The organism is Gabonibacter chumensis, from assembly GCF_024741215.1.
Classification (GTDB): Bacteria; Bacteroidota; Bacteroidia; order Bacteroidales; family Marinifilaceae; genus Gabonibacter; species Gabonibacter massiliensis.
Genome location: NZ_JANSKB010000001.1, coordinates 1,424,434 through 1,438,125, shown reverse-complemented (window position 1 = coordinate 1,438,125; position 13,692 = coordinate 1,424,434). Strand labels below are relative to the sequence as shown.

Sequence of the window (13,692 nt, the reverse complement as noted above, 5' to 3'; positions counted from 1 at the left end):
ATTCTTGATGGGGCATTTTCAGAGCAGAATAATTATTTGGTCTTATCTACTATGGTTAAAGCCTCTTGGTTTTTGGGGCATCTTCTTATTCCAGAGAATAGCACTGTTCGTGGGTTCTTCCAGTTTATTCAACTGATCCACGCAACGTTTCATATCTTCCATCAACAAATCCGCCAAATCGAAACCTGTTCCCTGACGAACAACAACGCGCATGATAACGACATCCTCCATATCCTTAGGCATAGTATAGGCCGGAACCTGCCAACCTTCCACATGCAGGGCATCGGACAAATCATACAAGGTCCATTTTCGTTTGGGATCATCTTTCAACCTCCAAATAAACAGAGGATTCGGCATTTCATTGCTGAAGAATTCGAATATCCCCATATCTTGCAATCGTTTTTTCAAATAAAAGCATACATCCAAACAATTCTGTTGTATTTGTCGATAACCTTCCCATCCCAAACGCAAGAATTGATAATATTGAGCCAATACTTGATTTCCGGGACGAGAGAAGTTGATTGAAATACTCGGGATATCAGCACCCAAATAATTCACTGCAAAATTCATCTCCTGAGGCAGATATTGCTTATCCTTCCAAACAACCCAACCTACACCCGGATATACCAGACCAAATTTATGACCTGACACACTAATAGAAAGTACCCATTTCAATCTGAAATCCCAAACCGTTTCCGGGTCGATAAAAGGATGTATAAACCCACCGGTCGCCGCATCCACATGGATACAAATCTCCCAACCTTTTTCTGCATTCAATTTATCAAGTGCATCGTTGATTTCCTTCACGTTATCGTTCAAGCCCGTAATCGTAACTCCTTGTATGGGAACCACACAGATGGTATTCTCATCACACATTTTCACTACCTCCTGCGGGTCAAGCGTGATCTTATCCATCGTAACCGGTACCATACGCATTTCAACATCCCAATAGATAGCAAATTTCTCCCATACGACCTGCATACAAGTTGAGATAATGAAATTCGGTTTATCGATAGGAAGCCCTTTCGCTTTCCGACGTTTTTGCCAACGCTTCAAAGCCGCGATACCTCCCAACATACATGCCTCAGATGACCCGACGGTACTGGTTCCCGTGCAATATGGTTTTTCCGGTGAATTCCACAATTTGGCAATAATATTCACGCAGCGACGCTCAATCTCTGCCGTTTGAGGATATTCCGTTTTATCGATCATATTTTTATCCATGTTCTCGGTCATAACCCTACGAGCATAATCATCCATCCAAGTAGAAACGAAGGTTGCCAGATTCAAACGGGAATTCCCGTCTAACATGGCTTCATCGTGAACGATTTGATAAGCGACCTCTCCGGGCATAGAAGTTTTAGGCATCTCGTATTTCGGAGCAACACGAGCTTCTTCCGATGTTCCAAAAATAGGCGTGTTTGGATTTTCTGTTTTCATAACTAATTGTTTTTAATATAATGTAACATAATGAATTAACGAGTGGCATTTCTTGACGCTCGTTAATAGTTACGGGTTATCCTATCGAAAGTTTCGGCTCCTCACAATATTTAACTACACTTGCACTTTGCTTTGTTACCTCATGCTTTTTTAATAAAAAATGGCTTAAAGAAACCTTGCCTTACTTTTGGAGAAAAGGAACCTGAATTCTGGGAACGGATCACTTTTGTATTTTCGGAACCTTCCCACCTGATTTTCAGTATAAACATAGAAATCGTCTAAATGAAATAAAAAACATTTTTATGGAAGAAAGTTTTTTAAAGCTCATCGAATACAGTATAAAAGAACATTGGAATTTACCCTCTCTTTCCGATTACCAGGGGGCAAACCACACGTATAAAGATGTTGCCAGAAGAGTGGAGAAATTACATATCTTGTTTAAAGAAAGCGATATCCATCCGGGAGACAGAATTGCTCTATGCAGTCGGAATACAGCCAATTGGGGTATTGCTTTCTTAGCCGCATTAACTTATGGAGCTGTTGCCGTCCCCATTTTAAACGAATTCAAACCGGATACCATCCATCACATCATCAACCATTCCGGAGCACGTCTACTTTTTGTCGGGAAATCGGTATGGGACGAAATAGATCACGAAGATATGCCTGACCTGGACGGTATATTAGCCATGTCCGATTATTCGGTAATTTTTTCCAGAAATAATAAACTGGAAGAGACCAATACTCGTTTAAACGAACTATTCGGACAAAAATATCCGGAACGTTTTACAGCCGAGGACGTCTTGTATCGCGTAGACGCTCCGGAAGAGTTAGCCATGATCAATTACACGTCAGGAACAACCAGCTCCCCGAAAGGAGTCATGCTCCCGTATCGAAGCATGTGGTCGAATTTAAGGTATGCTTTGGATCAGATGGGATATAATCCGGGTGAGAAATTGGTATCTATCCTAACCATGGCTCATATGTACGGACTGGCGTTCGAGTTCATCTATCCGTTTACCAGTGGCACGCACATCTATTTTTTGCAGAAAATGCCATCCCCTAAAATACTCAACGAAGTGTTTACCGAAATACGTCCTCACCTTATCGTGGCCGTTCCTCTTATCATTGAAAAGATAATCAAAAAAAGAGTCCTATCGCAATTGGATAAATTTCATATTAAACTCATGCTAAAAATTCCGGTTCTAAACGGAAAGATACGTCACAAAATCAAACAAAAAATATTAGATGCCTTCGGAGGTCGATTCAAACTACTTGCTATCGGAGGAGCCGCCCTAAACAAAGAAGTGGAAGCCTTTTTGCATTCTGTCAAATTCCCCTACACGGTAGGCTACGGCATGACCGAATGCGGACCGGCCATCGCTTTCGACCATTGGGATACCTTCCGTCCTACCTCTTGCGGGAAGGTCGTAGATCGAATGGAATTGAAAATCGCCTCTTCCGATCCTGAACACGTCGTGGGAGAGATTCTTACCCGCGGAATGAACGTAATGGACGGTTACTACGAGAACCCTGAAGCCACAAATGCCGTATTGGACTCGGACAAGTGGCTGCATACGGGCGATCTCGGCATCATAGATAAAGACGGTTATCTCTATATCAAAGGACGTAGCAAAAACATGATCCTGGGACCGAGCGGCCAAAATATTTATCCGGAAGAGATTGAAGATTACCTGAACGTCATGCCTTATATCGCAGAATCTTTAGTGATCGAAAGAGAAGGAAAACTAATCGGATTAATATACCCGGATTTCGAGGCTATGAAACAAAATAAAATATCGGAGGAGAACCTATCCCGGATTTTGGAGGAAAGCCGGAAACAAGTGAATCAACAGCTTCCGTCATATAGTCAGATAGTCCGTATCATGATTCATAACGAAGAATTCGAAAAAACACCGAAAAGAAGTATCAAGCGTTACCTGTATCAGTAAAAAGTCCGTCTGCAAAATTTATACATTTCAAAGATACGGAGAATTACCTATTTTTTATTATCTTGCCGTAATGACAGGTTCTTTTCATTTCGGTATAGAATTTGTCTGTTATAAAAACGGGAAAAACAACTAAAATTAAAAACTATGAAAACAAGAAAAAGCATTTTAATTATCGGGATACTTATTTTTTCCTCTTTTGTAGTAACGGCAAGAGAGAAAAAAGCCAAAGTGGATACAGCCGCTTTTAACCGCATCGTGGAACTCGTGAAAAGTAAAATTTTTTACATCACTCTTGACGATGCGTTCCCGAGTGGAAACAGCAGTATCGTAATAGATTCCAAATACGGGAAAAAAACAATCGGCGGAGATGGTCATGTTTCTTTAGCAATGAATCAAGGAGAGATCTTTTTAATGGACACGATCGCTACCGGAAAGCTTCCGTTCTTTGGCAGAGCCTACTCTGTCCCATACGGTGAGGGGGGTGGCATCGAATTCGAAGAGGCAAAGTTGCTAAACGAATCATTAAAGGTTATTCAAAAACGGAAAAAACAATTTATAATGTACTCTTTTCAGGTTAGAAACCGAAACGATATCTTCTCCTTTTACGTGGAGATTTATTCCAACGGGCGTTGTAGCGTAAAAGTCAATAGTAACAAGCGAGCTTCGATCTCTTATAGCGGGAAAGTATCTTCTATTCCAGAAGATAAAAAGGCTATTTATATGAAATAAGAATAGGGCTTAAAGGCCCTCTTCTCAATTCTTAAAAAAACTCATCTCTTGCGTTATCTGAAAATAATTTCCTAAATTTGAATTTTATATCATCATATAATGCAATGGAAGAAAGTTTTTTATTCTATATAGAACAAAGTATCAAAGAAAATTGGGATCGCCCGGCTTTAACAGACTACAAAGGGATAAATTGCAGTTACAAAGACGTAGCTCGAAAAATCGAAAAACTACATATTCTTTTTGAAAATGCCGACATCAAAAGAGGAGATAAAATTGCCTTATGCGGTCGTAATTCGACCAATTGGGGAATAGCTTTTTTGGCCACTCTGTCTTATGGAGCGGTAGCAGTCCCCATTTTAAATGAGTTCAAAACGGATAACATTCACAATATCGTGAACCATTCCGAAGCTAAGTTATTGTTCGTGGGAAGTGTCGTTTGGGAAGGATTAAATGAAAATTCCATGGAGCTTTTAGAAGGGATTATCAGCATGGAAGATTACTCTTTACTTATTTCTCGCAGTCGTTCTCTTACGGAGGCCCGCAATCGACTGAACGAATTTTTCGGAAAAAAGTATCCGGAACGCTTTAAACCGGAGAACGTTAATTATCAATACGACAACTTGAAAGATCTGGCTGTCATCAATTATACCTCTGGGACAACCAGTTTCTCGAAGGGAGTGATGCTTCCGTATCGAAGCCTATGGTCGAACTTGAAATTTGCTTTCGGTGTTTTCGGCAAACTTCCGGAAGAACGGGTCATCTCCATGTTACCTATGGCTCATATGTACGGTTTGGCTTTCGAATTCATTTACGAATTCGCCAGCGGTGCGCATGTTTTCTTTTTAACTCGAACTCCCTCACCGAAAATCATCGCGGAAGCTTTCGCCACGATAAAGCCGAATTTAATTATTTCAGTACCGCTTATTATTGAAAAGATCATTCGCAAAAAGGTTTTTCCTACATTGGAGAAGCCGATTATGAAGTTATTATTAAATCTTCCTCTTATAGATAAAAAGGTAAAACAATCCATCCGACAAAAAGTTATTGACGCTTTTGGGGGCAATTTTAAGGAACTTATTATCGGAGGAGCAGCTCTAAATAAAGAAGTCGAAGAATTTTTACGTTCTATCGACTTCCCTTATACAGTCGGATACGGAATGACAGAATGCGGTCCTATTCTTTCTTACGACGGGTGGGAAACGTTCAAAAAAGGCTCTTGCGGAAAAGCGGTCCCGCGCATGCAGTTAAAAATCGACTCTCCCGATCCGGCCCACATCGTAGGTGAAATATTAGCCAAAGGGGATAACCTGATGTACGGCTATTATAAAAACGAAGCGGCAACCAAAGCGGCTTTTACACCCGACGGATGGTTGCACACGGGAGATTTAGGCCTGATAGACTCCGACGGTTACCTCTATATCAAGGGACGCAGCAAAAATATGATCTTGGGCCCGAATGGTCAAAACATATACCCCGAAGAGATAGAAGATCAAATCAATAACCTACCATACGTTGCAGAATCCATCGTAATAGAAAAAGAAGGCAAACTAATCGCTTTGATTTATCCGGATTTTGAAGCCGCAACCGCAGACCATAAGGAATCAGAAGAGAGTCTTACCACAATCATGGAAGAAAATCGTCTGGAGGTCAATAAAACACTTCCGGCTTACAGCCAAATAACGAAAATGAAAATCTACAATGAAGAGTTTGAAAAAACCCCAAAACGTAGTATCAAACGTTATTTGTACCAATAAAAATATCTCCCGGATTAGAGTAACCGGGAGATATTTTTATAGAAAAACGTAAAACTCATTTATATCGCAAACAATTTACCGTCGATTCTATCGCATTAGAAAATCTACACCTTCAAATTTCACTATCCCGCGAATTATCTATCGCTCTTCTTTCAAAAACAAGGCCGTATCATCCGACCACTCAACGATCAATTTTGTATCTACTCTCTAAAAAGCAGCCCGTTATTAAAAATCATCTCCTGTATTCCGATTCATATCTTCGAACGAAACAATACAATATTATACCCATAATAAGACAAAATAGAACTTTATTGTATTGTCAATATATTTATTATTTCTATATTTGCAACACATACTCCAATTCAAATAGTTCATTAGATGAATCGATATACCATCAACTCAACACTCTATCTCTTAATCACCATCCTATTCCTCTCATGTATCAAAAAAACCGATTTTTCCAAAAAGAAAGAAGAAGAACAGGAAGAAAAAGAAGAAGTTGCTTATACATACCCTTTCAAAGATGAAGCTTGCGACATCATTATCGAACTCGTGTTTAAAACAAACGGTCAAATCGATTTAAAAACCGTCCAAGCAGAAATTCCTCCTTTGAAATATAACAAATCCTGGCTATTCCTTTTAACTCAAGACGACTGCAGTCAAACAGCCTATTGCAATACATGGGCTGCCATTCACGGCAAACCGTTATCCTCGAAATATTATTACGATGCGGCCCATTTAAAAGCCGGAGACTTACCCCCGGACAATTACAATCTCGGTAAAACATTAGGCTGCACAGACGGGAGCGGCAACGAGGTACGTTTCTCTTTCACGACAACACTTGCTCCCGAATGGGAGTGGATGAACGCCAAACCTTCCGTACAAGTCGGTTTCACTAAAAACTACTATCGTTTTTATATGAAATCCGGTCTTATTTGGAATAATGTTATCGAGATGGTCAATTACGGCGTGGGCATAGCCTTCCATGATGTAAAAACGTCCATGATCCATAACCGGGATAGCATAAAAGTACATTATACTTTATCCCAAAGGATTATTACAGACAAACTATCGGGACGGGTATGCAAGGTTTTAACGGAGCCCAACGGCAATAAAACTTACGTGGAAGCGGCATTGGCGTATGACCCGATCCAGATCATGGCGGCACAAAGCGAAGCCTCCACCTTGTACCCGTTTAAAACAACAAATGACTTACATAAACAACTACTGAACAGATACTTTTACACTCCCGAACAAGCCAAAGAAAATATCCGGTCCGAATTACAAAAAAGCAAAGAGGAGAGAGCCGCCGTCCAGATCGGGGTTCACAAAACCGATCCCGCCTGGGCACAATTTCTTCTTTGGCTTAACAATACTTACGGAAAAGACGGAGACGATTCCGTATGGTCTCCCAGCCTGGAAGAGTACTACGAGTATAATTACAACCGCATCCATAGCATCATTCGAAAACAAATCATCGGCAACACGTTGAAATTAACCGTTGTGCTACCCTCCAAAGCCCATTTTTACTACCCCTCCATTACCGTTAAGCTGGATCACTTGCAAAAGCAGCATATCACATCAATCATCTCGGGAAATACCGTTAGCGGACTATCCTACGCGGATGATAACAACGGACTCATGCTAAACATCGATTGCCGAAAATTTTTACTGCATCACGCCACCCATTATGTCAGGAAATACGAATCCGACAAAACAGTATCCAACCGAAACGATGCCCTTTATTTCGTAAATCAATTGAAAGATTCAGATAAAAAAAGCGAATTATTAAAAAGGATAAAATAGACCGAACCTCGTTATAGCGTTTGTTTTATCACTCCTTTATATTCACCCATTTCACCGCATCCGCCACGAGGTAACAAAGTCCGAGAAAATAAACCGCTGTCGGCAAAATCAACGTGATTCAGTAAAAGAGATAAACCGACATATCAAAAGAGCGAGAAAAAACGAACATTGAGCAAAATAGAAACGGAAAACACGATAAAATTCACTAACATGAAAAAAAAGAACCTTCCCAAGAAACTCACGATCACGATCTCCACGTTACCCAAGGGGCGTACATGCAGAGATTCTATTACTCTCAACCGGTTTATATTTGAACCGACAACAACGAAGCCGACAATAAAAAACAATTAAAAAAAATAAACCGTTTTATAAGTGAGGGAGGAAGGAAACACTTGCGAAATCCGATCCATTGAAAAATGAAACAGGTCATGTACCGAGTTTGCCTCTGTCGGGGTAAATTGATAAATAACAAGTCCGACAAGAGATAAAATCGTAAATATAGCAAAAAAGATATTTCTACAAATACATCTAAACTCGTACTTCACAAGCTTCAAGACTGAAGGATTACGATACCACACCCACCCGTTCTCACTCTTTACACATCTCCTTGTTCCGCCATAACCGAGAGAAGCAGAATCGTCAGGTCAGGAAAATAAAATTACAACTAAAAAAAGTTCCGGAAACGGTCAAAACCCTTTCTCGGAACAATCATTCCCAATAAGGTTATAAATTTATCTTCACTGATCAGCCAATATCGTCACATCAAATGATACATCGGTCGTTCCTGCCGTATTTCTAAGTACTATTTTATATTTGCCAGAATCACTCGTCTTTGCCTCTTTTATAGTAACAGTTACTTTTTTCTTTTGCACTTCGATATCCCCATTATACAGATTACCATCCTTATACACCTCGCAGGTAGCCTCTGGTTGCGAGGTATATACAATATAAAACGAAATAATCTGGCCTTCAAAACCCTTAACAACAAGAGTTTTAGGAACTTTCTCGGTTATTACGGGTTGAATCGCCGTACCCCGAAGGATTCCCTTCGTCATATATAAACCCTCCGATACCTTTACCTCTCCGTTTTTAAACCCGGTAAAACTCATAAATAATACCAAAACAAATAACAATTTCTTCTTCATGGTTATGTGATTTAATTAATATATTTTACTAAAATAGATAAAATAATTGCACACGCCAACAATAATAACAATTAAATTATTGATCGTATTCGATCTTTACAACACGATGAGCACTCGTACCGCATTATAAAACAGTAGATTATCGATAGATTATATTTTATAAGAATAATCTCAAATTAAATACACGTAACATTCATATGCGAAAACGTTTATCATTACTCTTTGACTTTTACCCATTTCACCGCATCGGCCACGAGTACTCGTGATGATACCATCCTGTCAATCAAGGTCACTTTGGCGCTTTAGAAATCCGAAGGCACTGAAAATTATATCAATAAATAGAGCGTATAAACCAAATAAATAATAAATAGTACTATTCCTTCCCAACGTTCAATTCGAAATCCCGTACGCATAAAAGGAAGTACAATGATAGCCGCCCCCAGCATGACAGCCATATCCAATACATTAATCTGATCTGTCCGGATGGGAGCAATGGTTGCCGTAGCTCCCAGCACGGCAAATAAATTAAATATGTTGGAACCTATTACATTCCCGATAGCTATGTCCGTCCGTTTTTTTAAGGCGGCAACGACGGAAGTCGCTAATTCCGGCATACTCGTTCCGGCAGCAACGATGGTCAATCCGATTACGGCTTCACTCCATCCCAAAGCTTTGGCAATGATCACGGCATATTTCACCAACATATCCGATCCCCAAACCAATAACAACAATCCGCCTATCACCAGAATTACATCCAACAACCAACTTTTCGTCGGCTTTATCTCCTGTTCCCCTTCGATAGCCTCTCCTTTTTTAGCCTTATATACGCAAAATAACATATATCCCGCAATCCCCACCAAAAACAGAATTCCAGAGAGTCGTCCGAAATGCCCATCGCTAAACAACAGCACAAAAAGAAGAGAAGCTATAAGCATGATCGGGGCATCGATTCGAATCAACCGTCTATCGACCTGCAAAGGACAGATCATGGCGGAAATCCCTAAAATCACACAAATATTAAAAATATTGGAACCGATCACGTTTCCCACAGCGATACTACCGATACCCTCCAAGGCCGATTTTATACTAACCACCAATTCGGGAGCACTCGTACCCAGGGCAACAACCGTCAGGCCGACCACCAAAGGGGAGATTCCCGCCCGAACAGCCATGGATGAACTTCCTTTTACTAAAAAATCCGCCCCGAAATAAAGAATCGCCAGGGATAATACAACTAAAACTACACTCAGTACCATATTCATCTATTATATAAACTCTTTTCCTCTTACAATCGTAAAGAATATATTTGAAGTTTCAAAATTATAAACTAATTTAGTCTATACACTCAAAAATAAATCTATTTTTACAAAAGAACTTATGCTTAAACATTTAAAGCAATCATTCAGTACAGCAAAACATCATCCGAATTTCGGCGGGCTTGAAATATTGAAATACATCGGTCCCGGTTTACTGGTAACGGTCGGTTTTATAGATCCGGGAAATTGGGCCTCCAATTTGGCGGCTGGTGCCGAATACGGCTACACCCTCCTCTGGATGGTTACCCTGTCTACCCTCATGTTAATTATTCTACAACATAACGTGGCTCACTTGGGTATAGCCACCGGTCTTTGTTTGTCGGAGGCAGCGGCAACCCACCTCAAACCTAAACAGGCCAACTTAATCCTCGGATCCGCGGTATTAGCTTCCGTTTCGACCTCACTGGCCGAGATCTTAGGCGGAGCTATCGCCCTGGAAATGCTTTTTCATATTCCGATAAAGGCCGGTTCCTTGTTGGTTCTACTCTTCGTTACGATTATGCTTTTCACCAATACCTACCGGATCATTGAAAAATGGATTATCGCTTTCGTGTCCATTATCGGCTTATCTTTCATTTACGAATTATCCTTAGTCGATATCGATTGGAACACCGCTACCGTAGCCTGGATAACTCCCTCATTTCCTCAGGGCTCCATGGTCATTATCATGAGCGTATTGGGAGCTGTCGTCATGCCGCACAATCTGTTTTTACACTCGGAAATCATTCAAAGCAGGCAATGGAATATTCAAGACGATAAAGTGATCAAAAAACAATTACGTTACGAATACGCGGACACCATCCTCTCGATGTTCATCGGTTGGGCGATCAACAGCGCCATGATTCTTTTAGCCGCGGCCAGCTTTTTTAAACACGGAACTCCCGTTACGGAATTAGAACAAGCCAATACCCTGCTCCAGCCTCTTTTGGGAAACAATGCAGCTATCATCTTCGCTGTCGCTCTACTCTTCGCGGGGGTAGCCTCTACCATTACCTCAGGCATGGCTGCAGGCTCCATTTTCGCCGGTATGTTCAAGGAACCTTACGACATCAAAGACAACCATTCCCGGTGGGGCGTACTCATCTCTTTGATCGTGGCTTTCGGACTGATTTTAATTGTTTCCAACCCATTTCAAGGACTTATCTACTCTCAAATGGCACTTAGCATACAACTTCCCATCACTATTTTTCTACAAGTACATCTCACCTCTTCCGAAAAGGTCATGGGAAAATATAAAAATTCCACCTATACGAAATATTTACTTTACGCAATCGGCGGAATTGTTACCCTGTTAAATATTATGCTGTTAATCAGTTTCTTTTAATTTTCAATAACCGAATCATGCCGGGCGACTCTCATCACGCCCTGAATCCGTTTCAATCGGGAAATCAATTGGGAAAGATGTTCCGTATTTCCTACCAATACCGTAATTTTTCCATCGAATAATCCCTCGCTGGAATTAATGGATAACCCTTTCAAGGTAACACGCGGGTCTTTCGAAATCACCTCTGTGATTTTATTCACCATCCCCGCATCTTCCCGTCCGACAATGTTTAAGATCGTCTGATAAGAAGTAGCACCCCCGTTCGTCCATTGCGCCTTTACGATCCGATAAGGATAACGCTTTTCCAAATCCATGGCATTTTTACACTGCTTCCTGTGAATTTTAATTCCCTCTCCGATCGAAACGAACCCCAAAATCTCATCTCCGAAAACAGGATTACAACACTGGGCAAACTTATAAACGACATTGTCCACATTCCGGTCAATCAACAAAACATCTTCATCCACCTTTTTAGGATGAATGATCTGTACCTCTTTCGCTGGCACAACAAGTTTTTCTTCCTCTTTCGGTTTCGTGACCCACTCCTTAATTTCGGTCATCGTGTGTTTCCCTTCCGCAATTCCCTGATACAGATCAATGGCAAATTTATACTTATAATGCTGTTGCAAACGTCTTATCACCTCATCCGTCAATTCCAACTTCCAGTTTTTAAAACGGCGCATCAGCATCTCTTTACCTAACTCCGCTTGCGCTCTCGATTGCTCGGTCAGGTATTGCCGGATCTTATTCCGGGCCTTAGAAGTTACCGCGATATTCAACCAGTCGGCACTCGGTTGCTGATTATTAGATGTTAAGATAGAAACCTGATCCCCGTTCTTTAAAACATAGCGCAGGGTTTCATTCCTTTGATTCACCTTTCCTCCCACGCACTTTGATCCGACATCCGTATGAATGGCATAAGCAAAATCCAACAAAGTAGCACCTGCCGATAAGGTTTTCAAATCTCCGGCCGGAGTAAACACATGTACCTCCTTATCCTGCAAATTAATTTTTATATCCCCCAACAAGTCGACAGCCCCGACCTCCGGACTTTCCAAAATATCCCTCAACTCGGCTAACCAGTTTTCAATCGCCTTATCTGCCGTTCCTCCTTTATATTTCCAATGGGCTGCAAATCCTCGCTCGGCTATTTCGTCCATTCGTTCGGTCCGGATCTGCACCTCTACCCAACGATTGTTCGGACCCAAAACAGTTGTCTGCAATGACTCGTATCCGTTCGATTTTGGCACAGAGAGCCAGTCTCGTAAACGTTGCGGGTTAGGAGTATATTTATCGGCCACGATAGAGTATACCCGCCAGCAATCGGCTTTCTCTTCCGCTCCCCGGCTATCCAAAATAAAGCGAACGGCAAAAATATCGTATATCTCCTCGAACTCTACCTGTTTCTTGCGCATCTTATTCAAAATGGAAGCAATCGTTTTCGTACGATACTTTACCTTATACTTTATACCTCGTCGATCCAATTCTTCCACGACGGGAGCTATAAATTCCGCGATATATTTCTCACGGGTATCTTTCGAATCCTCCAATTTACGAGAGATATCCTCGTATATCTCAGGCTCCTCGTAACGTAAAGCCCGATCCTCCATTTCCGACTTTACGTTATACAATCCCAAACGATGCGCAAACGGTATATAAATAAACCTCGTTTCCCGAGCCAACCTCAATTGTTCTTCACGGGGAAACGAATCCGCCCGACGCAAATCATAAATTTTTTCGGCCAAAAAAATCAACTGCACGCGTACATCCTCCGCAAAGCTAAGCAATAGCTTACGAAAATTATCCGAATCCACAATCGCATGCGTTGCATAGATACGACTGATATCGCGTAAACCGGACAGAATTTGGGCTACCTTCTCACCGAACAACTCCCGAATCTCCAGCTCTGACAAACCGTCACTCTCCGCTACCTTATGTAACATGGCACAAATAATCGAGGTCCTTCCCAATCCTATTTCGGAAGTAATGATAAGCCCCACTTCCAACATACGAAACATCTCTTCTCTATCTGCCCCGGGCATATTTTTACTCCCTCTCGTAGCCATATTAAATGCCTTACGGACCAAACGAATATCCTCTTTAGAGATCAAATTCTTACATGATTTCAAAAGTAACCTGTACTTTTTTAAAATAATCTCCTTGGCTATATCTTCTGCCATACTGCGAAATTTTAGTGATTTATACGAACTGATTAATCGCTGCAAAAAG

At 41.1% G+C, this 13,692-nt stretch carries 10 protein-coding genes; 6 read left to right on the top strand and 4 right to left on the bottom strand.

Translation table 11 applies throughout. From position 1 onward, the window contains the following. Positions 1 to 42 precede the first annotated feature (42 nt). Complete coding sequence (gad, locus tag NVS78_RS06135) at positions 43 to 1,440, bottom strand: glutamate decarboxylase (protein ID WP_286358366.1); 1,398 nt, start codon at positions 1,438 to 1,440, stop codon at positions 43 to 45. A gap of 302 nt (positions 1,441 to 1,742) precedes the next feature. Here gad and NVS78_RS06130 point away from each other — a divergent pair, with 302 nt between their 5' ends. The 5 genes from NVS78_RS06130 to NVS78_RS06110 all read left to right on the top strand — a co-directional run bounded on the left by NVS78_RS06130 (position 1,743) and on the right by NVS78_RS06110 (position 8,029). Next, complete coding sequence (locus NVS78_RS06130; protein ID WP_286358365.1) at positions 1,743 to 3,389, top strand: AMP-binding protein; 1,647 nt, start codon at positions 1,743 to 1,745, stop codon at positions 3,387 to 3,389. 144 nt (positions 3,390 to 3,533) lie between these two features. Continuing rightward, a complete protein-coding gene (locus tag NVS78_RS06125) occupies positions 3,534 to 4,118 on the top strand; it encodes a DUF4251 domain-containing protein (RefSeq protein WP_286358364.1) in 585 nt (194 codons plus the stop codon). 104 nt (positions 4,119 to 4,222) lie between these two features. After that, a complete protein-coding gene (locus NVS78_RS06120; RefSeq protein ID WP_286358363.1) occupies positions 4,223 to 5,872 on the top strand; it encodes an AMP-binding protein in 1,650 nt (549 codons plus the stop codon). A 378-nt stretch (positions 5,873 to 6,250) separates the two neighbouring features. After that, a complete protein-coding gene (locus NVS78_RS06115; protein WP_286358362.1) occupies positions 6,251 to 7,678 on the top strand; it encodes a polysaccharide deacetylase family protein in 1,428 nt (475 codons plus the stop codon). A gap of 210 nt (positions 7,679 to 7,888) precedes the next feature. Further along, entirely contained in the window at positions 7,889 to 8,029 is a 141-nt protein-coding gene (locus tag NVS78_RS06110; protein ID WP_286358361.1) for a hypothetical protein, read from the top strand. A gap of 386 nt (positions 8,030 to 8,415) precedes the next feature. Here NVS78_RS06110 and NVS78_RS06105 read toward each other — a convergent pair whose 3' ends face one another. Both NVS78_RS06105 and NVS78_RS06100 read right to left on the bottom strand, forming a co-directional pair. Next, on the bottom strand, positions 8,416 to 8,823 hold the full coding sequence (locus NVS78_RS06105; RefSeq protein WP_286358360.1) for an immunoglobulin domain-containing protein: 408 nt from the start codon (positions 8,821 to 8,823) through the stop codon (positions 8,416 to 8,418). 326 nt (positions 8,824 to 9,149) lie between these two features. Further along, entirely contained in the window at positions 9,150 to 10,079 is a 930-nt protein-coding gene (locus tag NVS78_RS06100) for a calcium/sodium antiporter (protein WP_286358359.1), read from the bottom strand. Between the two features lie 121 nt (positions 10,080 to 10,200). Here NVS78_RS06100 and NVS78_RS06095 point away from each other — a divergent pair, with 121 nt between their 5' ends. After that, positions 10,201 to 11,463, top strand: a complete 1,263-nt coding sequence (locus NVS78_RS06095; RefSeq protein ID WP_286358358.1) for an Nramp family divalent metal transporter — start codon at positions 10,201 to 10,203, stop codon at positions 11,461 to 11,463. On the opposite strand, the gene NVS78_RS06090 is transcribed toward NVS78_RS06095, so the two are convergent. After that, positions 11,460 to 13,643, bottom strand: a complete 2,184-nt coding sequence (locus tag NVS78_RS06090; protein ID WP_286358357.1) for a RelA/SpoT family protein — start codon at positions 13,641 to 13,643, stop codon at positions 11,460 to 11,462. The genes NVS78_RS06095 and NVS78_RS06090 overlap by 4 nt on opposite strands. Positions 13,644 to 13,692 lie beyond the last annotated feature (49 nt).